The organism is Roseibium porphyridii, assembly GCF_026191725.2.
In the GTDB taxonomy this organism is placed as follows: Bacteria; Pseudomonadota; Alphaproteobacteria; order Rhizobiales; family Stappiaceae; genus Roseibium; species Roseibium porphyridii.
This window is the reverse complement of record NZ_CP120863.1, coordinates 2,987,683-3,011,667: the sequence shown is the minus strand read 5'-3', so window position 1 is coordinate 3,011,667 and position 23,985 is coordinate 2,987,683. Positions and strand designations below refer to the sequence as shown.

22 protein-coding genes are annotated in these 23,985 nt (G+C 53.4%); 10 read left to right on the top strand and 12 right to left on the bottom strand.

The annotated features are described in order from the left end of the window. Positions 1 to 310: 310 nt before the first annotated feature. The 3 genes from K1718_RS14175 to K1718_RS14165 all read left to right on the top strand — a co-directional run bounded on the left by K1718_RS14175 (position 311) and on the right by K1718_RS14165 (position 4,133). On the top strand, positions 311 to 1,876 hold the full coding sequence (locus K1718_RS14175) for a reverse transcriptase domain-containing protein (RefSeq protein WP_265682029.1): 1,566 nt from the start codon (positions 311 to 313) through the stop codon (positions 1,874 to 1,876). A gap of 299 nt (positions 1,877 to 2,175) precedes the next feature. Further along, complete coding sequence (locus K1718_RS14170) at positions 2,176 to 3,627, top strand: HD domain-containing protein (protein ID WP_265682031.1); 1,452 nt, start codon at positions 2,176 to 2,178, stop codon at positions 3,625 to 3,627. After that, positions 3,618 to 4,133, top strand: coding sequence for a hypothetical protein (locus K1718_RS14165; protein WP_265682033.1), 516 nt, complete (start codon positions 3,618 to 3,620; stop codon positions 4,131 to 4,133). Before K1718_RS14170 ends, K1718_RS14165 begins: the two co-directional genes overlap by 10 nt. Before the next feature lie 402 nt (positions 4,134 to 4,535). On the opposite strand, the gene K1718_RS14160 is transcribed toward K1718_RS14165, so the two are convergent. Continuing rightward, positions 4,536 to 5,426 carry an AraC family transcriptional regulator gene (locus K1718_RS14160; protein WP_265682035.1) on the bottom strand — a complete coding sequence of 297 codons (891 nt, stop codon included), beginning with the start codon at positions 5,424 to 5,426 and terminating at the stop codon, positions 4,536 to 4,538. Between the two features lie 173 nt (positions 5,427 to 5,599). Here K1718_RS14160 and K1718_RS14155 point away from each other — a divergent pair, with 173 nt between their 5' ends. Then, complete coding sequence (locus tag K1718_RS14155; protein ID WP_265682037.1) at positions 5,600 to 6,529, top strand: SDR family oxidoreductase; 930 nt, start codon at positions 5,600 to 5,602, stop codon at positions 6,527 to 6,529. Positions 6,530 to 6,599: 70 nt separating this feature from the next. Here K1718_RS14155 and K1718_RS14150 read toward each other — a convergent pair whose 3' ends face one another. From K1718_RS14150 to K1718_RS14135, 4 genes are read right to left on the bottom strand one after another with little or no spacing between them, the layout of a single operon-like run. Next, positions 6,600 to 6,875: a nitrate reductase gene (locus tag K1718_RS14150; RefSeq protein WP_265682039.1), complete on the bottom strand. Its 276-nt coding sequence runs from the start codon at positions 6,873 to 6,875 to the stop codon at positions 6,600 to 6,602. Continuing rightward, complete coding sequence (locus tag K1718_RS14145) at positions 6,872 to 7,861, bottom strand: CobW family GTP-binding protein (RefSeq protein WP_152501522.1); 990 nt, start codon at positions 7,859 to 7,861, stop codon at positions 6,872 to 6,874. The genes K1718_RS14150 and K1718_RS14145 overlap by 4 nt, the downstream gene beginning before the upstream one ends. After that, entirely contained in the window at positions 7,858 to 9,012 is a 1,155-nt protein-coding gene (locus K1718_RS14140) for a CobW family GTP-binding protein (RefSeq protein ID WP_265682042.1), read from the bottom strand. Before K1718_RS14140 ends, K1718_RS14145 begins: the two co-directional genes overlap by 4 nt. Positions 9,013 to 9,069: 57 nt before the next feature. Further along, positions 9,070 to 9,492, bottom strand: coding sequence for a nuclear transport factor 2 family protein (locus K1718_RS14135; RefSeq protein WP_173006004.1), 423 nt, complete (start codon positions 9,490 to 9,492; stop codon positions 9,070 to 9,072). Between the two features lie 326 nt (positions 9,493 to 9,818). On the opposite strand from K1718_RS14135, the gene folE reads away from it, so the two are divergent. Further along, positions 9,819 to 10,457 (top strand): GTP cyclohydrolase I FolE, encoded by a 639-nt coding sequence (folE, locus tag K1718_RS14130; protein ID WP_152501519.1) that lies wholly within the window; start codon positions 9,819 to 9,821, stop codon positions 10,455 to 10,457. After that, the gene (hisI, locus tag K1718_RS14125) at positions 10,457 to 10,933 is read left to right on the top strand and encodes a phosphoribosyl-AMP cyclohydrolase (protein WP_265682044.1); all 477 of its coding nucleotides are present in this window, start codon (positions 10,457 to 10,459) and stop codon (positions 10,931 to 10,933) included. Before folE ends, hisI begins: the two co-directional genes overlap by 1 nt. A 109-nt stretch (positions 10,934 to 11,042) precedes the next feature. Here hisI and K1718_RS14120 read toward each other — a convergent pair whose 3' ends face one another. After that, positions 11,043 to 12,137, bottom strand: a complete 1,095-nt coding sequence (locus K1718_RS14120; protein WP_265682046.1) for a cyclic nucleotide-binding domain-containing protein — start codon at positions 12,135 to 12,137, stop codon at positions 11,043 to 11,045. 187 nt (positions 12,138 to 12,324) lie between these two features. Between K1718_RS14120 and K1718_RS14115 the strand changes: the two genes are divergently transcribed. Beyond that, positions 12,325 to 13,854, top strand: a complete 1,530-nt coding sequence (locus K1718_RS14115) for a B12-binding domain-containing radical SAM protein (RefSeq protein WP_265682049.1) — start codon at positions 12,325 to 12,327, stop codon at positions 13,852 to 13,854. A 25-nt stretch (positions 13,855 to 13,879) separates the two neighbouring features. Here K1718_RS14115 and K1718_RS14110 read toward each other — a convergent pair whose 3' ends face one another. The 5 genes from K1718_RS14110 to K1718_RS14090 all read right to left on the bottom strand — a co-directional run bounded on the left by K1718_RS14110 (position 13,880) and on the right by K1718_RS14090 (position 17,639). Then, positions 13,880 to 14,923 (bottom strand): glycosyltransferase family 4 protein, encoded by a 1,044-nt coding sequence (locus tag K1718_RS14110; protein WP_265682050.1) that lies wholly within the window; start codon positions 14,921 to 14,923, stop codon positions 13,880 to 13,882. Beyond that, the gene (locus tag K1718_RS14105) at positions 14,920 to 15,795 is read right to left on the bottom strand and encodes a UDP-2,3-diacylglucosamine diphosphatase (RefSeq protein WP_265682052.1); all 876 of its coding nucleotides are present in this window, start codon (positions 15,793 to 15,795) and stop codon (positions 14,920 to 14,922) included. Before K1718_RS14105 ends, K1718_RS14110 begins: the two co-directional genes overlap by 4 nt. A gap of 89 nt (positions 15,796 to 15,884) precedes the next feature. Further along, a complete protein-coding gene (locus K1718_RS14100; protein WP_152501513.1) occupies positions 15,885 to 16,628 on the bottom strand; it encodes a hypothetical protein in 744 nt (247 codons plus the stop codon). After that, a complete protein-coding gene (locus K1718_RS14095) occupies positions 16,625 to 17,143 on the bottom strand; it encodes an RNA polymerase sigma factor (RefSeq protein ID WP_265682054.1) in 519 nt (172 codons plus the stop codon). The genes K1718_RS14100 and K1718_RS14095 overlap by 4 nt, the downstream gene beginning before the upstream one ends. Positions 17,144 to 17,195: 52 nt before the next feature. Then, entirely contained in the window at positions 17,196 to 17,639 is a 444-nt protein-coding gene (locus K1718_RS14090) for a DUF4399 domain-containing protein (RefSeq protein WP_152501511.1), read from the bottom strand. Positions 17,640 to 17,980: 341 nt separating this feature from the next. On the opposite strand from K1718_RS14090, the gene K1718_RS14085 reads away from it, so the two are divergent. Further along, positions 17,981 to 19,462, top strand: a complete 1,482-nt coding sequence (locus K1718_RS14085; RefSeq protein ID WP_265682056.1) for a protein adenylyltransferase SelO — start codon at positions 17,981 to 17,983, stop codon at positions 19,460 to 19,462. Between the two features lie 20 nt (positions 19,463 to 19,482). On the opposite strand, the gene K1718_RS14080 is transcribed toward K1718_RS14085, so the two are convergent. Beyond that, positions 19,483 to 20,073 carry a TetR/AcrR family transcriptional regulator gene (locus K1718_RS14080; RefSeq protein ID WP_152501509.1) on the bottom strand — a complete coding sequence of 197 codons (591 nt, stop codon included), beginning with the start codon at positions 20,071 to 20,073 and terminating at the stop codon, positions 19,483 to 19,485. Positions 20,074 to 20,180: 107 nt separating this feature from the next. Between K1718_RS14080 and K1718_RS14075 the strand changes: the two genes are divergently transcribed. Both K1718_RS14075 and K1718_RS14070 read left to right on the top strand, forming a co-directional pair. Next, on the top strand, positions 20,181 to 20,345 hold the full coding sequence (locus K1718_RS14075; RefSeq protein ID WP_209006939.1) for a hypothetical protein: 165 nt from the start codon (positions 20,181 to 20,183) through the stop codon (positions 20,343 to 20,345). 54 nt (positions 20,346 to 20,399) lie between these two features. Next, complete coding sequence (locus K1718_RS14070) at positions 20,400 to 23,813, top strand: acyl-[ACP]--phospholipid O-acyltransferase (protein ID WP_265682059.1); 3,414 nt, start codon at positions 20,400 to 20,402, stop codon at positions 23,811 to 23,813. Positions 23,814 to 23,985: the final 172 nt, after the last annotated feature.

Genomic DNA, 23,985 nt, shown 5'->3' with positions numbered 1-23,985 from the left:
GGACTGCCAAGGACGTGGACGTAAGGGCGACCTCCTCGCCGAACATCGCCCCTAGCGGACTTGATGAGCCGCCTGATTTTTGACCCTGCAATCTGTGATTGACTCTTTTCACAACTTTTGATCCAAATGCTTGAAGGGCGTGGAGCCTAGGTGAGGCGCGACTTACCCGTCCTTTATGGGGGCGATGACGTCCATTTCGGGAAACTGATTTGGCGACAGTGGTTTGAGAGAACTACTGGACGGTATCGACGACGACAGTCGTCGTTTCCCCTTACTCTATGCGCCTCACCGACATTCCATGGAATAATTGATGCGAAACGAGATAAAGTTTGAAATCAAGCGCCTTAGCAAAAAAGCCTTCGACAAATTTCGGAAGCAGGCGGAAAAAGAACAAAAGTACAGAGAAAAATTTGAGCGGAGGACTGGAGGTTTAGCCGGTGTTCCCGCCACAAGAGCGCGAACATCTTTTCATCGCCACTTCGACCCTAAACATTGCAAGCGTAATGCGAATGCCATCGCCACTGCAATTTGGTATAAAATCCTGGCTAAGAGCTACGATCCCGAACCCGCAGTGCTATTCGAACTTCCGAAGCCAGACGGTTCTAAACGCGAAGTTACTGCATTTGGGATACCGGACGCAGCAGTAGCGAATATTTTACTTCGCCGGACACTTAGCCGAAACAAAAAAAGGCTATCACCAAATTCTTACGCATATCATCCAGACAAGAATGTTTTTGATGCAATTCTTGCACTTCGTGACTTTGACAAGGATGGCAAGCTGTTTGCGGTTCAAATTGATTTTGAGAAATACTTCGACAACATTCCCGCCAGCTATCTAAAAAGAAAAATTTCTGATCGCGCTACAGTGAGCCTCACGCCTCATGAGCGTCATGTTTTTGAAGCATTTCTTCACCATCGCTTTGGAAACTCGGAAGCTCATCGAACATCAACCTTCAAAAGAAAGGTAAAAGGCACACCGCAAGGTTCCTCTGCATCTCTGTTTCTAGCAAACCTTGCCAATCATGACTTGGACCGAAAGTTATCGGCAGCGTCTGGGAAATTTGTCAGATTTGCAGATGACGTAGTTGCCATCTGTGGTAGCTATGAGGAAGCGCAACGATTAGAGCGTTGTTTTGATCGGCATTGCTCCGATAGCGGACTTGTCATCAATCGACGAAAGTCTCCCGGAATCGCGATTATCTCTGACTACCCACACGAAATTCGAACGATAAACGATTTCACCTACTTGGGTTACGGTTTCAGAGATTCTGGCTTAACCATGCCCGTCAAGACCAAACGTAAACTTCAGCAAAAGGTTTCTCGCCTTATCAACATCTATCTCATCAACTCCCTATCGCATGGTTTCAACATCAGGCGCGCCAACCGGCGAAGCAAATATGACTGGGACTTGTTGGGCCTAATTTATGAGATGCGCAGAGGCTTTTACGGTGGTTTGAGAGAGCAGGATATTCAAGATTTCTTGTACCACCAAGGAAGTCTAAAAACGATGCGCGGCCTGATGGGCTTTTATTGCCTTATCGAAGACCCGCAAGTGTTGAAGGATTTAGATGGTTGGGTTGTCAATATTGTGCGTCGCGCGTGCGTAGAGCGCAGGCGTATTCTTAGAACTAAGTATCGCAGAAACTGCCCAACACCATCCAACGAAGAGTTGATACTTGGCACTTGGTTTGATCAATCCGCGTGGCGCGAGGAAAATGACACTGCCGAAGATGTTGAGGCGAGCTTTCCGAGCTTGGTTCGTGGCTGGCGAGCCGCGAGGAAGCACTTCTTTACTTTCGGATTGGAAGGCGTGCAAGCGCCAGGATATAACTCCTCATTCGACGTTTCATCGCTGTTCGATGCTTTCGACTACTGATCACAAATTGCCCTTGAGCGACATTCGCCCGATATATGCGCCGACGCTCCGATGAACGGCGAACCCTTTCGAAGTGCTCGTGGCCGCAGAGCTTCAGCGCTACTGCCCACGAAAGCATCTCGCCAAGCCCTCGATTTTGTTCTATATTTGTTCTGATGAATAAAGATGCAGATAATATGACTTCCATAGGTGCCCCCAACGCAGACCCGAGAAACGATAGGTGCAGCGTGGGCGGTAACGGGTGGCGCGCACGGTTTCAAGCTTGCAAGCGCAGGATGCGATCGCAAGGGTCTGTGCTTATGTTTGCTAATCAACTGTGGAGTACAGACAAAGAATCTCGTATTCAATTCAATATGGCTCAGCAGCGGATCCGCGATCCTTTACATAATCTAATAGAATTCAAGGTCACAGGGGATGACGAACTTGAGCGAACCCTTTGGCGCGTCATCCAAACCCGCCCGTTCCAGCGTCTACGTCGTATAAAGCAACTCGGTTTCTCGGATTTTGTTTATCCCGGTGCCAGCCACTCCCGATTTGCACACAGCATCGGGGTTTTCCACACGGCAAGGCAATTGATGGACGTGGTTCGGACTGTTGATGGCCGTTCGGAAACCCGCGAGAACCGTGCCTTGGCCGCGGCGCTTGTCCACGATCTAGGCCATGGACCGTTTAGCCACGCGTTCGAGACAGTGGGAAAGCGACTGGGTCTGAAGCTTGCTGACCACGAGCACGTTAGCGATTTGCTGATTCGACAAGGCCAAGTCGCCGACATACTAAACAATGAATTAGGGAGTGGGTTCGCAATCGATGTTGCGGACATGGTGAAGAAAGAGGGTCGTGTGACGGTTCACAATGCCGTCGTGTCAAGCCAATTCGATGCTGATCGGCTAGACTATATGCGGAGAGACCGGCTTATGACCGGCACCCAGCATGCGGCAATCGACTTTGCTTGGCTGATAGCTAACCTTGAGATTGCATCGCTCCCAACTGGCGTAGACGATGAACAAACGGGTACCGTTGATACGTTTGTTATTGGACCAAAAGCTATCCACGCAGCAGAAGCTTATGTGCTGGGTCTCTTTCAACTCTATCCTACCGTCTATTTTCACAAAACTACACGTGGAGCAGAAAAGCTCTTTACGGAGTTGCTCGTGCGTATAGTGACGCTTGCTAAAAACGATAGTGCTGCACAAACAGGATTGCCCGACCGCCACGCCCTCATCAAATTTGCCATCAATCCCGACGATTTAGATATCGTCCTTTGTCTGGACGATGCCGTAATCTGGGGTGCGCTTTCTCTGATGTCGGAAGCCAAAGATCCGCTGGTAAGTCAATTTGCCACGAGGCTTCGGGATCGCAAGCTCTATAAGTGTGTTGATGTTCGTGCGCGGGTCAGTCACGAGTTCGATCCTGAAAGCAAGGGTGAGGCTGAACATTTGGCTAAAATAGAAACGTGCTGCGCAAGGGTAAACGAAAAATTAACCGAATGGACTAAGGCTAATTCTGAGGATATTCATCGGGTCTTGATCGATGAAGCAGAGCGCTCTCCGTACAAAGACGACGTTGGCTCTTTGGGAAGGATTAACGTGCGAACCGACGGCAACAATTTCGTAGATTTAAAACAGCGTTCGCGCGTTGTAGCCAGCCTTTCTGACTTTAAGCTTTCACGTGCATATCATGACTGTAATGATGTGGACGCAGGCAAGACCATTGACAGCATCATTGAGGGGGAGGTTGAAGCATGCCGCTAAGCGATACTAAAAAAGTTGCTGCAATTATTGCTGATGCTGGCGGCCGCGTCGTGGGCCGTACCCGCTTACAGAAGATTGCATATCTCCTTACTGTCTCGGGAATGGAGAACGGGTTGTCTTTTAGCTACAAGCACTACGGCCCATACAGCGAAGATTTGGCTACTGCTGCAGATCTAGGCGATTTGCTGGGCGATTTGCAACAAACCGAGCATCCTACGTCTTGGGGCGGCTCGTACTCGATATTCACAGCGCAGTCACCAGCCGATGGGTTGGTAGATGAGCGTCGTCGTGAGTTTGCTAGAGCTGCTGCCGATTCTGATGCTGTAGAATTGGAGTTGGCTGCTACGGCAGTTTTCCTTGCGAGGGAAGGCTACCCGGACCCATGGGAAGAAACTGCTAGGCGGAAACCCGAAAAGGCAGAAAAAGGACGTTTAGATAGGGCAAAGGTTCTTCTAGCCGGTCTCACACGTATCCAGACTCCTGTTCCTCTACCCGCTATCGTCTGATTCAAACCGAATTAGTACGGCTATGGCGGCTTGGTTTGATCTATGCTGTCATAGCGAGATTGGACACCGCTAACAGTAGTCTCAGAAACTGTATTGGTAACGTCTGCCTGCGGTCAAAGTCCGCTCCTAACGCATCCCAGACCTTCGTTCATCCTGCAACAAAAGACCTCTTCCCGCCCTCAATTGACCTTCGCTAATCCCTTAACGAACGGTAGCTTTCAGGATCGGGTGGAAATCCTGCGAGCGTCCGAATTGGTGGCGCGAAGCAGCCGCATATGCTTCCCCTCATTCGTCACTATGGGGAAGGCGCTGACCATTGCAGAGCAACCAGTCGATGACATCGTTGATGGTCTGGAATAGAGAGCAAACCTCAACGCACAGTGAAAAAAGCTCCTCTGCCTGTTACAGCACCCCCTCCGGGAGTTGTGCTTCTTGGCTCCAGCGTTTGGGAGATTGGCCATACATGCGTTTGAACTCCCGGCTGAATTGCGAGGAACTGACGTAGCCGGCTTCCCAGGCCGCTTCACTTACATTCATCCCCCCCGCGATCTTCATTGCCGCGTGGTTCAAACGCATGGATTTTGCGAATTGGATCGGTGACAGAGTGGTCGCTTGTTTGAACTTGCGATGGAACACGGCCCGGCTCATACCCGCGTGCGCCGCCATGTCGTCGATGGTGACCGGTTCGTTCAAGTGTGCTGACAGGAACTGGATAGTTCGGGCAATCTCGTTGCCAACGCCAAAAGCCCCGCGCGCGGTGGCGCCGGCTTCGCCTTTCAAGACAGCATAGTAGAACTCGCGCAGCCGACTGTCTCCGAGGACCGCTGTATCGGTGGGGTCATCGCCCAGTTGCACGAGCCTGTGCAGAGCATCGGTGAAGGCTGCATCCCACCGCGCAAATGTCAAACCCGACTGGGGCGTGCTTCGCCCCGATTTCCGTGTAGGTACGGCGCTTTCCAGCTCAATGGACAGCTCGGTCATCACCCGCGTGTCGAGGGAAACAATAACGCCGAGCAGTGGGTTGTCCGGTGCCGCTGTGGGCGTCCCTGCTTCAACGGGCATCGACATGGGGCAACAAAGGTATCGCTCACTGTCATAGATGTAGCGTCGGCCATCGAGAATGGCTTCCTTGGCTCCGTCAACTATGGCAACCACGGTCGGTTCATAAACCGCAGGGGCACAAGCCACAGGTTCGGTAACCCGAAAGAGCTGCACTCCCTGGACGCCGGTCGGAACCATTCCGGCACCCGGCAACCTTCGGTCGATGATTTGTCTGATCTGATCTCTGCTCATTCCCGCAACCTGCCCTGAAAAGCGACACTCATCAACACCATCGATACAATCAGGCAATTAATCGCGACCAATTCGCCTGTTTTCAATTACCTTTGAGAGTTATCTCTCATTTCAACTTTGTGGAAACACTTCCCGAAATGCCCTGCCATCGCAGGAAGAAATGCGAGTTGAAAATGAGATTTGGACCAAAAGGATGGACGCCGGAACGTATCGGCTCCCTGAAAGGAAAAACCTACGTCATCACAGGGGCAAACGGGGGCACAGGTTTCGAAGCGGCGCGGATACTGCTCTCCAAAGGCGCACGTGTGGTGATGATGAACCGCAGCGCTGAGAAGTCAGCCGTCGCGATCGAAAGATTGAAACAGGAATTCGGGCCGCAAACCGACGTCAGTTTTGTTCGTATGGACCTTGCTGTACTGGCAAGCGTTCGGGACGCTGCGGCAGAGCTTCTGCAAACCGTCCCCCAAATAGATGCCCTCATATGCAACGCCGCCATCGCGCAGATCGCCACGCAGCAACTCACCGTGGACGGTTTCGAAAGCCAGCTCGGCGTGAACCACTACGGCCATTTCCTGTTGTGTGGGCTGCTCTTCAAACGGATCGAGGAAGCATCAGGCAGCATCGTTGTCGTCGGCAGCAACGGCTACAAGATGGGCGAAAAACGCATCCGGTTTGAAGATCCGAATTTTGACAATAGTTATTCGGCTTGGAACGCCTACGCGCAAAGCAAACTGGCGCAAATGATCTTTGCCTATGAACTTCAGCGTCGGGTGAAAAAAGCAGGAAAGACCGTTCAGGTTCAGGTGTGTCACCCTGGCGCGTCGCGAACCGGTTTGATCCGTGACACGGCCGACCTGAAGACCCGAGTTTTGGCCATTCTGCTTCTGGCATTTGCGCAATCTGCCGAGAAAGGGTCCTGGCCCGAGGTCATGTGTGCCACCGAGGAAGGATTGGAGGAAAAGAAATACTACGGCCCGACAAGGTTTGAAATGGTCGGCCCTGTCGGTGAGTGCCCGCTGGAGGCATTCACCCTGGAACAGGAACAGGCCACAAGGCTTTGGGCTCTCTCTGAGCAGAAGACAGATTTGAGCTGGTCACCTTAGACATTTCAAAGCTGCAGCCCTTACACAAACCTTCCGTCGATCGCATGCCAAAGGGCCGTATGTATCCCGATTACACCTTGGTACCTGTGGCTTCAGCGACCACTGACTTGGTAACCTCGGTCATCGTGGAGTGCAGGCGAAACTTCACGATGGGTTTGTCGGGTTCAAGAACACCGATTACCGTTTCAATATCCGGACACCCTTCATCCCGGCAGGCCAATTCCGCCACGGTAATCGGCGTATCGTCCGGCAAACTCAACAGTTCACGGACCCAGCCCTTTATCTCAGAGGATTTGACTTTCAAGCGGCTGAATTTTGGTGCGAATGGATTGTCGAACTTGGTCATTCAGCCGCAACCCCCTCTTGAACGAAGCAATTCCGGAACCCCTCTTCAAAGGCATCACGCGGGAGATCGCGGCCTATGAAGACAAGTCGGGTCGTGCGCTTTTCTCCAGCCTTCCAAGGGCGCTGATGATCACCCTCCAGCAGCATATGAACACCCTGCATTACGAAGCGATCATCGTCATCTGCAAATGCGATGATCCCCTTCATGCGCAACATGTCAGGACCATGGTTCTGGGCAATCGATTGTATCCAGGGAAAGAACCTTTCCGGATCGAGCGGCGCATCACTGAGCAACGAGAAACTCGCAACATGGTCGTCGTGGTCATGATCATGAAAGTGCTTCAGAAATTCCGGCTCGATTTCGAGCACACGGTCGAGATCGAAGGCACTCCGTCCCAAGATGTTGTCAAGGTCGACCTGACACCTTTCGCTGCGATGAATAACGGCAGTCGGGTTGATCCTGCGGATCCTCTTTTCCACTTCGCCGAGCCCCTCCTCACCGACCAGGTCAACCTTGTTCAAGAGCACAATATCAGCAAAGGCCAGCTGTTCCTGGGCTTCATGCGCCTTGTCGATCTCGTCGAGGAGATGTTTGGCGTCAACCACGGTTACGATCGCATCAAGCTTGGTCTTTGACTGCACGTCTTCATCAACGAAAAAGGTTTGAGCAACCGGAGCCGGATCGGCCAATCCGGTTGTTTCGATCAGGATCGCATCAAAGTGGTTTCGTCGTTTCATCAAGCCTTCAATGATCCGGATGAGGTCGCCGCGAACCGTGCAGCAGATACATCCGTTGTTCATTTCAAAGACTTCTTCATCCGCATCGACAACAAGATCATTGTCGATTCCGACATCGCCGAATTCGTTGACAATAACCGCGTATCGCTTTCCATGATTTTCCGAAAGAATGCGGTTGAGCAGAGTGGTTTTTCCAGCCCCGAGATAACCGGTAAGTACGGTAACAGGCGTCTTGTCCAATGTGTTCATTGTGACCTCCGAGAAGTGCTGGTGAGGTTGGAAAACGTGCGGGAGACAGGGCCCAAAATGGCTGCTCCGGCGACTTTGAGTGACTTCGTGAACGAAAAGGGAGTGGTGTTGGTCACCGCCGCAAACAAATCGCGCACCGGTCCGGGATCTATACCGTTGGTAATGAAGACCAGTCGTGTCCGGCGGTCTTCATCGGGCCACGCGCCAAGACGCACAGGTTCGGAAACAACATGTTGAACTGCGTGGACAATCAACGGTTTTTCGGGGGTATCACTGGTGGCAACGATCCCCTTGACACGCAAGAGCCTCTGTCCTGCGGAGTTCTGAAGAAGATCGAAAAACTGGTCCAGATTTGACTTCGGCAATGGATCATCGCGCACAATGCTGAATGTCCGAATACCTGAACCGTGCCTGAGATTGACGGTATCCGATCCCGATGCATCGCCATGACCGTCCTCCAGTGCCAATGCGGCCTCGAGAGCCAGCCAACCAGCAACATCTTCTCCTCGTTCGACGGCCGTATAAGGCCTTGGAGAAAACAAGGTTGAAAGATCGACCGACTGGCGATCAACAATGTCGGCACTTGGGTTCAGCGCTCGCAATTCACCGAAAAGCCCGGAACACTCTGTTGAGGTCTTCGGCTCTTCAACCAGGTCGGTTTTGGTAAGGACGATCCGGTCAGCAAAGGCAATCTGTTTGAACGCCTCGAAATGGTTTTCAATTGTGCTGGCACCGGTGACGGTATCAAAGAGGGTAACCACACCGGCGAGGTAAAATGCAGGACCCGCAGCATTGTCACCGGCTGAAAATGCGTTGACGAGCGGAGCTGGATCCCCGAGCCCGCTCATCTCCACAATCACCCGCGAGAACCCACCCGTCAGGCCGGAAGAGGCCGCACTTTGGAGATCTTCGAGGGTTTGACGAATGTCTGTCGTGTCCGAGCAGCATAAGCAGCCGGTGGAGACCTGACTGATTGTTGTCTCGCCTTGACGGACCAGGAGGTGGTCGACTGGAATGTCGCCGAACTCGTTGATGATCACCGCCGTGTCCTCAACTGCAGGATCATTTAAGAACGCGTTCAGCAGGGTTGATTTGCCGGAGCCCAGAAAACCACTCAACAAGAAAACAGGAATTCGGTCGGGAAGCGTCATGAAATGCTGGTCACTTGCGCTGATTGGGGTGAAAGGATCTGTATTTGCCGTGTCAGTTCAAACACAGCGTGAAGAGTGATGACCGGTTATCAGCCAACGCGTACCAAACTCCTCGAATGTAAAAAGAAATCTGGCAGGCACCTTTTCCACACCGCTTTTCCGGGGGAAGACAAAACAATAGATACCGCCAATCAAGACCGTACTGTTTTGTTGATCAATCCGGACTTCATCGCGCTTGATCTCGCAACTCGGCACTCCGTCGGACAGAAAAAACTCAAAGTATCGACGGCGGTCGTCTTCTGAAAAGACGATCTCGTTGGAAAGCGTCGGCACAAGAACTGCGTCAGGTGCGTAGAGCTTCAAGATCCCTTCGATTTGTCCTGCAGCAACAGCTTCCGTCCAGTTCACCAACGTCGAACGCGCACCGCGATAGCGGGGTCCCTGAAGTTGTTGAGCGCGTTCAGCTAGGTTTCGCTTCAATTCCAACTCCCGAATTCGTCCTGATCCTGAGGCTCTTGGCATTGCTGTCGTGCAGTCGTTAGCCCGCTCTCCTATCAAAGCGGCAGACGCCTGATCCGCAGACCCATTCCAATTGTCATATGTTATGTTATATCGTACCAAGTCAGATTCAAGGAAGCGGGAAATTTCTTTTCTTGAAGCAAATGATTGCTTTCAAATTCTGGAGCGAATGACAGCGCTGACGATGTCGATAGAGGTTTCGAAAGTCACGCGAATGCGCGGTTCAAATATCGTGCAGTCATGTCGCACTTAAGCCTGCAAAATCAACGAACGAGGTTTTAAAAACAATGACTTACGCTGCGAGCGTTGCGGCCATGGCAGAGCATCGCAAAGAGCACGGGCTGCGCCCCTCTCGTGAAGACGCCGAGGCGGCTGTACGTGTTTTGCTGGAATGGAGTGGGGATAATCCGGACCGTGAAGGCTTGGTGGATACGCCTGCCCGCGTTGTGCGCGCCTATGAAGAGTTTTTCGAAGGATACACGGTCGACCCTGCGGACCTGCTCGCTCGAACGTTTGAAGAGACCAATGATTACGATGATTTGATCGTGCTCAGGAACATGCGGATGGAATCGCATTGCGAACACCACGTTGTTCCGATCATCGGCAAAGTGCACGTTGCCTATCTTCCAGCAAATCGTGTTGTCGGCATCAGCAAGATCGCACGCGTTGTCGAGGTTTATGCAAAACGTCTTCAAATCCAGGAAACCCTGACTTCTCAGATTGCCGACACCATTCAGGAAGTTCTTCAGCCGAGAGGAGTTGCCGTGGTGATCGAAGCGGCTCACATGTGCATGACAACGCGTGGTGTCAGAAAACCCGGCGTATCGATGTTGACCAGGAAACTGCTGGGAGAATTTCAAACAGATCCTGAATTGCGCAGAGATTTCCTGTCCTCCGTTTCTGTGTCGACAGGAGGAATGGGATAATGTCTGATGTGCAACCATTCGCGAGCCGCGTCTCCGTTGAGCAAGTCGAAGAGGGCAAATTTCTTGCCCCCAAGTTTGACGAGAACGGCCTTCTTCCCGTCGTCACGACCGATGCAGAAACCGGTGACGTTCTGATGATGGGCGTGATGAACGAAGAAGCCTTGCTGAATACCGTCAACACCGGTGAAGCCCACTATTGGAGCCGCAGCCGCAAGTGTCTTTGGCACAAGGGTGCGACCAGCGGGCTCATCCAGAAAGTCGTTGAAATGAGGATCGATGACGACCAGGACGCGGTCTGGTTACGAGTTGCTGTCGAAGGCGGTGCCAGCTGTCACGTTGGGTACCGCTCCTGTTTCTATCGTGCTGTTCCGACAAAGGTTGAGAATGGGCCAATTGAACTCAACTTCACGGAAACAGAGAAAGCCTTTGATCCGATTGAGGTTTATGGAGACGCACCCAATCCGACCCAGTTGTGAAGAAGGTTCATACGCAAGCGCCCGGTGGGTTTCGGCCCACCGGACTTGCTGCGTCTCGTGCGTATAGGTGTATTCGGTTTTGTCTTCTGCCGGGTATTTTCAGTAAATATCAGATCGCGACCATCAGCGCGGCCAGAACGCCAAACCAGTAGTGCATCAAAATCACGCCTGCGAGGTTCTTCTGATAGAGATAGACATACCCGAAAATGATGCTGGCGAAGAATGTTATGACGACGGCATCCACGCCGAATGTCAGGTGAAGCGAAGCAAATATCGTGCTGGTCAAGAGAACCGCACGGTGCCCCTTGGTATCGGCCAGGAACTTCTGGAACAGTCCCTGCATCAGCCCCCTTGATCCGATTTCCTGAAACACCGTGTGAAACAGGTATTGCGTCAAAAAGAGCAGATCAACCCTGACGCCGCCGGTGACTGGCGCTTGGACCTGCTTAAAGAAAAGCAGGTAAATTCCGATCGGAATCGACAAAACCACGCAGATACCAAAGGACTGTGCAAGTGACTTCGCCAGCCCCTCCCGGCGCAACCCGAGTTGAGCCGGTGGTATCTTCATGGCCTTGATGATGATCAGGCAGGGAATCGCAAAAAGCAGGATCGTCTGCCAGGAAAATCCGGGATCATAGACATCCTTCACGTAGCGCTCGGCAACGAGATAGAAAAGCGAAGTTGAGATCAGAAACAGCGCAATGGTGAAAACCAGAAAGTAACCGAACTGGTTCTGCAGGGTCTTGGCTGCGAGTTGTTCGCGCAGCGCGGCCAGCATTTCGTCACTCAAGCTACGTGCCCGTTTGACAACGACGCCAGCCAGCGCACCTTTCAACTCACCTGTCACCATCGCACCGTCAGGCAGGGCTCTCAAGGCATCCACTGGGATCTTGATAAGTTTGCAGGGCGATTCCGCAACCACCGAGGCGGATCTGGGCGCACCGTCCAGGAAGGCAAGTTCTCCGACGCATTCACCGGTCCTAATCACATTCAGCTTGATGTCGCCGCCGCCCGGATCTCGCCTGACCGCGCGTGCCTCACCGTCAATCAGCAGATAAAGATCTGAGGTCTCTTCACCCTCTCGCACAATAAACTGGTGCTCAGGAACGTCGATTGTCTTTGAGACCGAACAGATGCCCGCAAGGACGGCATCGTTCAGATGCGCAAAAGCATCGTGTTTCCTGAAGTGTTCGATCATTTCCATGAAATGGCGGTCGACTGCGTTTATGTGTGAAAACAGATCATTTAAACCCGGATCGTTAGCATCAAGGTGTTCATAAAATGCTACTTAGCCTTTGAACGGGAAGACTATTCCACGCCGATATGCAAGGTTTGCCCGCAAACTTGCCACAAGAGGAAAACCAGCCAAAAGAGTGGCATTCGGAGACAGCATGCAAGCAGGCCGCAAGAGCCGAATTCTGATCGTCAACGCTTACTTCGACCCTTGGAGATCGGCAACGCCGACGCGCTTGTTCGTGCCGCGGGCAATGGCACCCTATTACCTGGCAGGATATTTCAACCCCGCCCTCGCCGAAGTTCGCGTATGGGACGAGGTGTATCACGGTGCACTGCTTGATCGGCGTCAGTTCGAATGGCCGGATATGGTGGTCTTCACGGGCCTGACGGCTGCGTTCGACAGAGCACGGCAACTCTTGGCCTATTGCAGGCATTTCAATCCGAACGTTGTCGGCGTCATTGGTGGCCCGATTGCGCGGGCTCTTCCCGCAATCTGTGACAGGGTCTTTGACTATTCCTGCCAGGGCGATGTTGAAGAAATTGCCGAAGTCATCGAGGCCGTTCTTTCCAGAGGTCACGTTTCTGACGCAACCGCCCCCAGATTTGACCTGACATCGCCGAGCATGGGGATCGCCTATCTGGAAACGACAAAGAACTGTAACTTTGCCTGTTCCTTTTGCTCCCTTTCCGGAGAAGGCCGCGCCTATACAGCTCATTCCGAGCACTCGATCGACAGCCAGCTGGACGCAATCGGCAAGGCTGTCTGTGTCATGGTTCTCGACAATAACTTTTACGGTAACAATCGTGGGAGCTTTGAGTGGCGGGTTAAGAAAATCGGCGACAGATGGCGCCGGGGACAATTCCGAGGATGGGGAGCCCTTGTCACCGGAGACTTTTTCAAACGTCCAGAAAATCTCAAACTCATGGCTGAAAACGGCTGCAAGGGCATTTTTTCGGGCGTCGAGACGTTGGACCCTGCCCTTCTTCGGACCTTCAACAAGAAACAAAGTCTTTCTTCCGACCCGCTGACCTTAACCGAAGCTTGCGCGGAAAACGGTATTTTCTTCGACTACGGCATGATCATCGACTTTGCACATCAGACTGTCGCAGAAGTCGACGACCAATTGTCCGGTCTTCTGGCGAACCACCGAGTGCCTCTTCCGGGACTTTTGTCCATGACCATCCCGATTACAGGAACCCCATATTTCGACAAGGCAGCACGAGAAGGCCGTATGATGCCGAATGTCCTGCTCAGCGACATGGACGGTCAAAAACTTGTCGAATGGCCAAAAGAGCCCGTTGAGAAAGTCGTGCCTTTTCTGAGGGACCTTTTGAAATTTCGTGGCCGTAAGAGCGCCTTGACGCGCCACACACTCGCCCATGCCTGGCATTGGCGTAAGCACTTTGATCTTGAACAGACGATACTTGCTGCAGTCCGGCCATTACACCGGTTCGGTTGGAATGCAGGCATCGGCAGTCCGCGCCAGATGTATCAGTCCTTTAAAGAGCCACCACTGACCTACAGCGCCATGACAGATCAGCTCAGGTCCGCCTACCAGCCACAACATCGCCTCCCCAGCCGCTTTGAAAGTGATTTTGAACCGCTGCAGGTGACAGACGAAAACGGTGCGCTAACGGATCAGTTCCAGTCAGCGCGCGTCGCACCCTCGTCGATTGCGGTCTAGTGGCAGCAATGTCGCCTTATGGATGTCAGGCAGCTTTTCTGGATTTGGCAGCCGAATGGACACCGTCTGCAGCCTGAATATTCGCCAAAAACTGGTCGGTGCATTTGGACCAGCTCTGTTCAAGAGCCACCTGACGGCAGGTCTTCCTTGATATCTTGATCGCCTGGAGCGCGGCCTCTTTCAAATCGCCAGAAAGAACGCCGCCATCACTTTTCCCGATCACATCAACCGGGCCCATCACGGGATAGGCGGCAACGGGTGTGCCGCAAGCCAGGGCCTCAAGCAGAACGAGCCCAAATGTGTCCGTCCTGGAAGGAAAGACAAAGACATCCGCGCCGGAGTAATGTCGCGCGAGGTTCTCACCGTTCATTGCACCGGTGAAAAGAACGTCTGGATAGGCCTTCTTGAGGCTTGCCAACTGTGGGCCATCGCCAACCACAACCTTTGAACCCGGCAACTCAAGGTCAAGGAATGCCTTGATATTTTTTTCAACTGCAACTCGCCCGACATTCAAGAAGATGGGTCGTGGCAGTTCGACCGGAAAAACCGAACCCTCATGCGGCGTGAACAGATCCGTATCCACCCCGCGCGCCCACCGCATCAGGTTCTTGAATTTCCGCTTGTGAAGGCTCTCTTCCAGAAGCGATGTGGCGACCATGCAGCCTGATCCTGAATTGTGAAACCGGCGAAACCAGGCATAAAAGGGTGTCGTCGGAATCGGCAGCCTGGCAGCGACATATTCAGGGAACCGCGTGTGATAGCTTGTTGTGAAGGGCAGTCTGTCGCGATTGCAAACGCTTGCGGCAAGCAAGCCAAGTGGCCCCTCCGTAGCGATATGCACATGTTCGCAACCGAAATCCCTCAGCACTTGCCGAACCCTGCGCCTTGTTGTCAGCGAAAGGCGAATTTCCGGATAGGTCGGGCACGGAATTGTTCTGAACCCTTTTGGGGTCATGAACTCGACACGCACACCGCGTCGCTCAAGCTCGCGTGCCGTGTATTCAAGCGTCCTGACAACACCGTTGATTTGCGGATACCAGGCATCGGTTACAAAAAGCACGGACTTCATGCAGCAACAATCGTCTCTGTGTCTTTGATTGGCCGAGGGTCGATCTGTTCAGCACCTTGCCAGCGGATCACCTCGAGCGAACCATCCAGATTTTCACCGACCGCGGTGCAGCTCTCCACCCAATCACCTGTGTTGAGATAGTGAATACCATTCACCTCCCTGTCCGAGGCATGATGAATATGACCGCAAATGATGCCGTCGAGATCCCGTTTGTCTATCTCGGCAGAAATCGTGTCTTCGAATTTGCCAATAAGATTGACGAATTGCTTCACATGCTGCTTTGCGAATGCCCCCAGAGACCAATAGTTCAAGCCCAGCCGTCGCCTGAAGATATTCAGCCAGGTGTTGAGCGCCAAAGCGGTGACATAAAAACGATCACCAAGAAAAGCCAGCCACTTGGCATTTTGCATGACAACATCAAACTGGTCGCCATGAATGATCAGATATCTCCGCCCGCCGGCAGTGAGGTGTTCGATGCTGTCGGCAAACCGAACGCAGCCAAATCTGGTTCTATTATGCCTTCTCAGGAATTCATCATGATTTCCAGGAATATATATGAGTTCAACGCCGCGGCGACCGCGCTCCAGGATCTGGTTCATGACGTCTTGATGAGACGCAGGCCAGAAGCGTTTTTTCCGAAGGCGCCAGCCATCGATAATGTCACCGACCAGGTAAATCCTCTGTGCCTCGTGATGCTTCAGGAAGTCAAGAAGCAACTCTGCCTGACAACCACGTGTGCCCAAATGAATATCGGATAAAAAAAGTGACCTGAGATGCCTGGCGTGAACTTCGCCGGAATGGATCGTCTCGCGAATGACAACTGCTCCTGATTCTAACTGATATCTGGAGTATTTTCCCGAAACAAAAAGCATGCAACCCGGCAAGGACCATGTCCATCGAGGATCAATTGGTGTTTCCAAAAACAGCGCTCATTGCACAGCCTTGAGCGCGACTTTCGGCTTCAAAGAAAGGCTTTGAGCTGCAGAGCAAGCTGCTCGGTCTCTGTCAGGTCTTTCCCACCCACAAGGATGTAGCGAAAGGATCCATCGTGCCAAGCGGTGGTCGCCAGACCATGAAACATTTCAGACTTGGCAACATCAGGGTCTCCTGCCCCGGTTCCCGTCGTTATGCACAGCGCAAAAGGCCGTCCATCGTCGGCTTGATAGACAATCTGGATCAAGGGCTCGTCGTCGAGACCAAGCACCTGCACGCGAGCCAGACTGAGCAAGGCTGGAGCATCAAGGCCTTGCTGCTCCAAGGGGCGCCCGAGCGTATCGACAGCCGCATCGAGTTGTCGTTCAAGCGTTTCAGCGGATGCGGTGGTGAGCCTAACCGTTTCCGCAACATAGAGTGACTGGTATTGCGCGATGCGGCTTCTCCAATCTTCTGGAGCCGGCTGGCCGAACCACATCGCACCACTTCCTAAAAGCGCGCCCAACACCAATACGGCTGCCAATTTGGACCATTGCAACGAGCTCGCCTTCGCCTGAGGAGCGAAGGGTGCAGCGCGCTTCAGGTCCATAAGCACATGGTCGCCAGGCAGGGCTTTCATGGCGTCTCGAACCGGTGCAGCAACCGGATCCAGATCCATCACGCGCGTTTCCAGATCCTGATCGATGCGCATGGTTTGTTCGATCTCTGCAGTTCGCTTCTCATCAAGTCGGCCATCCAGAAAGGCCAGCAATTCCTGATCCGAATAGGTCATCGCTTCTCCTTCCTTTGGTCCTGGTTCGGTGTTTGGGCGAATTTTTGCAGGGCTTTGCGCGCGGCATGCAAACGGCTCATGATCGTACCGATCGGAACATCCAGGATCGTCGCGGCTTCCGAATAGGTGAATTCCTGCACAAAGACCAATTCCACTGCACTGCGCTGAGCGTCAGGCAAAGCCATCACCCGCTCGATGATTTCCTTGGCAAAAAGACTGTGTTCGACACTGGGGGCAATATCAGGGATCAGATCCGCGTCCACTGTCGCAAAGACTTTGTTTTGCCGTGTCGCGCGACTGCGCAGCTCATTCAGCCAGATAGAACGACAGATCTGCAAACACCAGCCTTCGAAACTTCCGGAAAATCGAAACTGATCAGCCTTTTCCACCGCACGCAAACAGGTGGATTGCGCAAGATCGTTGGTCATGTCGATGTCACCGGTCAGGCTCAACGCAAACCGCCAGATTGACGGCAGCGCATTCGGCAACAGGTCCCTGACTTCTTTTGGCTTCATCTGTTCCCCCAACATGCCGGCGGTTGCGGTACCGCCGGCCGGTTGGTGATCCTTACTCGACAGTGATCTTGATGACGTCAGAGAAGACTGGCGGATTGTGCGGAATGTGATTGAGATCGCCAAGAACGAGCTGCAATGTGTGTTCACCCGGTGCAAGTTCCAGCGTCGTTTCGGTCTGACCGCCGCCATAGTGGATATGGTTCTCGTCAGCTGGAATGCTGTAGACGAATTCGTCTTCGCCATCTTCGCCTTGACCGATCGGAGCCCGGTTAATCAGCAGATGATGGTGCCCTGTGTTGTCCTTTTCGACACCGGCCGGCGCAACACCCATGCCCGACAGCCCGAAAACGACTTTGACAGGACCCTTCACCGTGGCTCCGTCATCAATGTTGACAAAGTAGACCTTTGCGTCCGGACTGGACGGGGTCTCTCCCGCAAATGCCGGGGTATAAGCCAGGCTCAAGGCAATGGCGGCGGATGCAAATACAGTTTTCATGGCGCTTCTCCCTTTGAAAATTCACACCACGTAGACACGCGGCATTCGAAAATATTCATTGTGCGTCGAAAAAAAATTGAACACCAAATGACATCGCGCCTTGGAGCCTATCAACTCCTCCTACGTGAGCCAATGCACGGGCGGCTCTGACGCGGCTTAAGTCTCCAAACATGCCAGCATGATTCATTCGTCGTCTTGCAGACATACGCGCCAATTGGCCTCTGTTTGTCGCCTCATCCGACATAGTGCGTGCTTCATTCGATCTCTGCTCTCGGAATCGGTCCTAGTCTGCCTATATGCTTGAGTAAGAGTTCCCGCCGTTTTCTGGACAACAGGCAATCATGACTGCAAATCCGCCGCTATTCCACTTTGACAACTCCTATGCCCGTGAACTTGAAGGGTTTTATGTGGCCTGGGAAGGCGCACAAGTCCCCTCACCCAAACTGGTTTTGTTCAACAACAGACTGGCAGCTGAACTCGGCCTCAACTCCGACGAGCTGATGGGAGCCGAAGGGGCCGCTATTTTTGCCGGAACCAACAGTCCCGAAGGTGCCAGCCCCTTGGCTCAGGTTTATGCAGGTCATCAGTTTGGCGGGTTCTCTCCTCAACTGGGTGACGGCCGCGCCCTGCTTCTGGGAGAGTTGGTCGACCGCGAAGGCATAAGACGGGACATTCAGTTGAAGGGCTCAGGTCCGACACCCTTCTCGCGTGGCGGTGACGGCAAGGCGGTCATCGGTCCGGTATTGCGGGAATACATTATGGGCGAAGCGATGCATGCGCTCGGTATTCCAACGACCCGCGCCCTCGCAGCGGTGACCACCGGCGAAACGATATTCCGTGATGGTCCCAAACCGGGCGCTGTTCTCACACGCGTGGCAGCCAGCCATTTGCGTGTTGGCACGTTTCAGTTTTTTGCTGCAAGAGGCGAAACCGATAAGGTTCGCCAGCTCGCTGACTATGCGATTTCCCGGCACGACCCGGACCTTATGGATGCAGAGGACAAGTACCTGAACCTATTCAGGCGCGTCGTCGAGCGGCAAGCCCACCTGATCGCACACTGGGTTTTGGTCGGGTTCGTGCACGGCGTCATGAATACGGACAACACAACGATTTCAGGTGAAACCATCGATTACGGCCCCTGTGCCTTTATCGATGCCTATGATCCCGCAGCGGTTTTCAGCTCTATTGACCATGGTGGCCGCTACGCCTTTGGCAGGCAACCAGTCATAGCCCAGTGGAACCTTGCCCGGCTGGCAGAAGCGCTTCTGGCGCTGATCGAGCCTGATGACCTGGACAAAGCTGTTACGCTTGCAGCAGACGAACTCGCACGCTTTCCAGAAATATATGGCCAATTCTGGCTGTCGGGCATGCGATCCAAGCTCGGATTGTCCAAGGAAGCGGAAGGTGACCAGGACCTGATTGAAGACCTGCTAAACCTGATGGAGGATCAAGCCGTCGACTACACATTATTCTTCCGCCGGTTGGCAGAGACTGCCGAGGAGAATGAAGACGAAGCAGCGGCGCTTTTTGAAAACACCAGCGCATTTGTTTCATGGCGCGACAGATGGCTGAACCGATTGCAGTCAGAGGGTACTGACACTGCCGGCCTCAAAGACCGGATGAATGCCGTCAATCCTATCTATATTGCTCGCAACCACATGGTCGAAGAGGCGCTCTCGGCAGCGGAGGACGGCAATTACGACCAGGTTGAACGATTGCTTGACCTTCTCTCAAAACCATATGAGGAGCGTCCGGGTTTTGAAGCCTATGCGTTGTCCGCACCTGAAGATTTTGGTCCCTACCAAACCTTTTGCGGCACGTAGTCTTTGGAGTGGTGCGCCAGTCACCGTCCAGACAATCGCTCCACCAGATACATCATTTCTCGATCTATCTCTTCTCCACTGAGGCCGACAAATCGAGCCTCCAGGCTAATGGTGACGAGACCATGAACTGCGGCAAAGCAAGTACGGGTTCTTGCCGCCAGAAAATTGTCCTCAAGATCCGGATTAAGTGCCTTAAGCGGGACAGCGATGAATTCCAGCAGTGAGATATTTTCCTGAATATGCTCCTCCGGAACCGCTTTGTCCTCCGGCAGCTGGTGGGCGAAAAGTGTCGTCCATAGATTTCGGTTTGCGCGCGCAAAATCAAGGTAGGTCTGAGCCAGCACCTTCATTTGAACCACCGGATCATCCGCTTGGTCGATCGCTTCCGACATCTTCTCTCGGATGCGTCCGAGTGTAACGGAATTGACGGCGAGCAGTAGTTCGTCCTGATCGCCAAAGTGTTTGTAGACCGAGCCAACAGAATAGCCGGCTTCAGCGGCGATCTTTCTTATGTTCACGGCATCCAGACCTCCGGCTTCGACCGCGCTGATGGCTGCCTCCAAAACCCGGCGATGCGTCTCCTCGCTCTTCGCTTTCTGCAATCCGGCCAATACACAACCTTTCCATAAAAGTGAACGGAGTTCATTTTTTTCTTGACTTAACTGAGTCTCTGTGGCTTTGTCAAATAATGAACAATGTTCACTTTTATGGAGGCGTTATGTTCGAGCCGTTGATATCGCAACAGAGAGCACTTTTCGCAGCAAGTTTTCAGGTCGCTCTGACCCTGACCGACTGCAATGAAGCTGAAAAATTTCACAATCGGTTGGAACACGCGAAACCCGAGAAACTGAAGATTGGCATCAATCAGCCTGAGCAATCCTAACCGACGTTCGTTCAAGTGGAGCGCACTGCAAGCAGTCCCCCGCAGGAGAAGATAATGCAAAAACCATTGATGACATCCCGGCGGTTTGCGCCGCTTTTTTGGACCCAGTTTGTTGCAGCGTTCAACGACAATTTCCTCAAAAACGCACTCGTGTTTCTGATCCTGTTCAATGTCGCCGGCTCTTCCGCAGACAACTCCGGTGCCCTCATTGCCTTGGCCGGCGCGGTCTTTATCGCTCCGTTTCTGGCGTTCTCCGCGATTGGCGGTGCATTGGCCGACAGATTTGACAAGGCCAGGATCGCTCGGCTTACCAAGTTGGTGGAAATCGGCGGTGCAGCACTTGCTGTCACGGGCATGGCCCTGAGCTCACTTCCAATCCTCTTTTCAGCTCTTTTCGTTTTCGGCGCAATGTCCGCCCTCTTCAGTCCCGTTAAATACGGGCTTTTGCCTGATCACCTTCCATCGAACGAACTGCCACGCGCCAACGCCTGGATAGAGGCCGGCACTTTTCTGGCCATTCTCGGTGGAACCATTTCAGCTGGCCTCGTCTTTGCCACAGGGGCACCTGTCATGTTGTTCGCACCGGTCATGATCGCTTTGGCCGTTGCCTGCTATGGATTGAGCCGCCTGATACCCGCAGCACCGGCAGCAGCTCCTGATCTCAAGATCGACTGGAACGTCGCCACGTCTACCTGGCGTGTACTTGCGGACCTTGTCGCCGACAAGCGCCTTGTCCGCGTCGCGCTCATGAATGCCTGGTTCTGGCTGATCGGCGCCATGATACTGGCCATCCTGCCGCTGATGGTAAAGTCCTTGCTTGGCGGCGGCGAAGTTGCAGTCACCTATTTTCTAGCCGTATTTGCCGTGTCCATCGGTATTGGTTCAGCCATCGCCGCCTGGCTGCTAGCCGGACGCGTTGTCCTGTTGCCGGTTCCGGTCGGCACCTTTCTGTTGGCCATTTTTTGCCTGGACACGGCTCTCACCTTGAATGGCGTGTCTCATTCTATGCCTGCCGCAACACTGGGTGAATTCATTGCACGCGACGGCGTCCTGCGCCTGACCATCGATATGGCAGGCCTTGCCATCTCTGGAGCCTTCCTCGCAGTTCCAACCTTCACCGCATTGCAGACCTGGTCTGATGCTGACTGCCGGGCGCGCAGAATTGCTGGTACCAATGCGCTGGGTGCAGCGATCATGACGCTTGGCGGCCTGGCGCTTGCCGGTGCACAGTATCTCGGCGCTTCTGTGCCGGCGATCCTTGTCTTCCTGTCTGCGCTTAACCTGGTCGTTGCAATCGCAATGCTGGTCTTCCTGCCGACCAATCCGATGCGGGACGCGGTTTCGATACTTTATCGTTCGATCTTCCGCGTGGAGATCTCCGGCCTGGAGAACCTTGAAAAAGCTGGTCCGGCTCCAGTTCTAGCCCTCAATCACGTCAGCCTTCTCGACGCTGGACTTGCATTGACCTTAAGCGACAGAACGCCAACGTTTGCAATCGATTATGACATTGCCAAGCGCTGGTGGGTGCGTCCGTTCCTGCGCCTCGCCAACGCATTGCCGATCAACCCGTCAAAGCCGATGGCAACGCGGGCTCTGATCAGAACCGTTCAATCGGGCGAACCGCTCGTGATTTTTCCCGAGGGCCGTCTGACGGTCACCGGCTCCCTGATGAAAGTCTATGACGGCGCGGCAATGGTTGCTGACAAGACCGGGGCTATGATTGTGCCCATCCGCATCGAAGGCCTTGAAAAAACTCCGTTCTCGTATCTGAGACCCGACCAAATCCGCAAACGACTGTTTCCGAAAGTAAAGGTGACGATTATGGAACCGAAACGCCTAGAACTGTCCGAAGACCTGAAGGGCCGCAAGCGCCGCGCAGCAGCGGGTGCTGAACTTTACCAGGTCATGTCAGGTCTGATGTTCGAAACCAGCCTGTCACAAGACAGCACGATCCTCGACCGGGTCATCGAGACAGCCAAGGAGCGCGGATATTCGCAACTTGCTGTCGAAGACCCGCTGAGCGGCAAGCTCAACTACGGCAAACTTCTGACGGGCGTCTCCGTTCTGGCGCGCAAGATTGCAAAGCTGACACCCGGTGAAACCACACTCGGCATCATGCTGCCCAATGCCAACGGTTCTGCGGTGACCTTTCTTGCCGCTCAATCGGCCGGCAAGGTTCCGGCAATGATCAACTTCACCGCCGGACCGAGCAACGTACTGTCAGCCTGCCGGACAGCCAACGTCAAAACCGTTCTCTGCTCGCGTACGTTTGTCGCTCAGGCGCGGCTCGACAACCTCGTTGAGCAGCTATCGCCGCATGTCCGCTTCATCTGGCTTGACGAAGTCAGGAAGGAAATCACGCTCCTCGACAAAGTCAGAGGTCTCGTCACAAAGACCCGACCTTTGGTTGCGCGTCATGCCAGCGATACAGCCGTTATCCTGTTCACATCCGGGTCGGAGGGCGAACCGAAAGGTGTTGTCCTGACGCACAGAAACATTCTGGCAAATGCGACACAGGCTGCCGCCCGAATTGACTTCACCCCATCCGACAAGGTTTTCAATGTTTTGCCGATGTTTCACTCATTCGGCCTGACAGCTGGAACAATTCTGCCCCTGATTTCAGGAGTACCTGCATATCTTTACCCGTCTCCCCTGCACTATCGCATCATTCCCGAACTCATCTACGGCTCCAATGCAACAATTCTCTTTGGGACCGACACGTTCTTGAACGGATATGCCCGGACAGCCCATGCTTATGACTTCCGTTCGCTGCGCTATTGCTTTGCAGGCGCAGAGCCAGTCAAGCCGTCGACAAGAGAGACCTATCTAGAACGTTTCGGATTGCGTGTTCTTGAAGGTTATGGCGTAACGGAAACCGCACCCGTCATTGCGATCAACACGCCCATGTTCAACAAACCGGGCACGGTCGGCAAGCTGATGCCGGGAATGACAGCTAAACTGGAGCCCGTACCCGGCGTTGAAAGTGGCGGCCGACTGCTCGTATCCGGTCCGAACGTTATGGTCGGATACCTGAAATCCGAAAATCCAGGTGTAATAGAACCGCTCGTTGACGGATGGCACGACACCGGTGACATCGTTGACATCGATCAGGACGGTTTCATCACCATCAAGGGACGCGCAAAACGCTTTGCTAAAATCGGCGGAGAAATGGTCTCACTCGCCGCCGTTGAAGCGCTGGCTGGAAAGATCTGGCCCGACCATCTGTCAGCTGTTGCAGCAATCAAGGATCCCCGCAAAGGAGAGAAACTGATACTGGTCACTGAAAACCCCGACGCGACACGATCCGCGTTCGTTGAAGCCGCCAAATCAAACGGAGCTCAGGATCTGATGATACCGGCAGAAGTTCGTGTCGTGCCGAGTGTTCCGGTTCTGGGCTCTGGTAAACTGGATTTTGCCGGTGTCTCAAAGCTCGTTGCGGATGGTTCCGGCGAGTCCAAAGCCGCCTGATAGATCCAGCATCCCGTCTAATGACGGGATGCAATCCTTTAATCAGAAGGTCGCTCTTACTTCCTGGAAATTCAGATCATTTCACCCTTGCTCCCATCCGGTTGGACCGACTAGTCTCGCTGCTGCCTGCTCCAAGGTTGGAGCATTGTTGACGATTTGAGGAATGAGATGG

Coding starts and splice junctions, on each gene's coding strand:
- K1718_RS14175 (WP_265682029.1), top strand. CDS start 311: ATGCGAAACGAGATAAAGTTTGAAATCAAGCGCCTTAGCAAAAAAGCC.
- K1718_RS14170 (WP_265682031.1), top strand. CDS start 2,176: ATGTTTGCTAATCAACTGTGGAGTACAGACAAAGAATCTCGTATTCAA.
- K1718_RS14165 (WP_265682033.1), top strand. CDS start 3,618: ATGCCGCTAAGCGATACTAAAAAAGTTGCTGCAATTATTGCTGATGCT.
- K1718_RS14160 (WP_265682035.1), bottom strand. CDS start 5,426: ATGAGCAGAGATCAGATCAGACAAATCATCGACCGAAGGTTGCCGGGT.
- K1718_RS14155 (WP_265682037.1), top strand. CDS start 5,600: ATGAGATTTGGACCAAAAGGATGGACGCCGGAACGTATCGGCTCCCTG.
- K1718_RS14150 (WP_265682039.1), bottom strand. CDS start 6,875: ATGACCAAGTTCGACAATCCATTCGCACCAAAATTCAGCCGCTTGAAA.
- K1718_RS14145 (WP_152501522.1), bottom strand. CDS start 7,861: ATGAACACATTGGACAAGACGCCTGTTACCGTACTTACCGGTTATCTC.
- K1718_RS14140 (WP_265682042.1), bottom strand. CDS start 9,012: ATGACGCTTCCCGACCGAATTCCTGTTTTCTTGTTGAGTGGTTTTCTG.
- folE (WP_152501519.1), top strand. CDS start 9,819: ATGACTTACGCTGCGAGCGTTGCGGCCATGGCAGAGCATCGCAAAGAG.
- hisI (WP_265682044.1), top strand. CDS start 10,457: ATGTCTGATGTGCAACCATTCGCGAGCCGCGTCTCCGTTGAGCAAGTC.
- K1718_RS14120 (WP_265682046.1), bottom strand. CDS start 12,137: ATGGAAATGATCGAACACTTCAGGAAACACGATGCTTTTGCGCATCTG.
- K1718_RS14115 (WP_265682049.1), top strand. CDS start 12,325: ATGCAAGCAGGCCGCAAGAGCCGAATTCTGATCGTCAACGCTTACTTC.
- K1718_RS14110 (WP_265682050.1), bottom strand. CDS start 14,923: ATGAAGTCCGTGCTTTTTGTAACCGATGCCTGGTATCCGCAAATCAAC.
- K1718_RS14105 (WP_265682052.1), bottom strand. CDS start 15,795: ATGCTTTTTGTTTCGGGAAAATACTCCAGATATCAGTTAGAATCAGGA.
- K1718_RS14100 (WP_152501513.1), bottom strand. CDS start 16,628: ATGACCTATTCGGATCAGGAATTGCTGGCCTTTCTGGATGGCCGACTT.
- K1718_RS14095 (WP_265682054.1), bottom strand. CDS start 17,143: ATGAAGCCAAAAGAAGTCAGGGACCTGTTGCCGAATGCGCTGCCGTCA.
- K1718_RS14090 (WP_152501511.1), bottom strand. CDS start 17,639: ATGAAAACTGTATTTGCATCCGCCGCCATTGCCTTGAGCCTGGCTTAT.
- K1718_RS14085 (WP_265682056.1), top strand. CDS start 17,981: ATGACTGCAAATCCGCCGCTATTCCACTTTGACAACTCCTATGCCCGT.
- K1718_RS14075 (WP_209006939.1), top strand. CDS start 20,181: ATGTTCGAGCCGTTGATATCGCAACAGAGAGCACTTTTCGCAGCAAGT.
- K1718_RS14070 (WP_265682059.1), top strand. CDS start 20,400: ATGCAAAAACCATTGATGACATCCCGGCGGTTTGCGCCGCTTTTTTGG.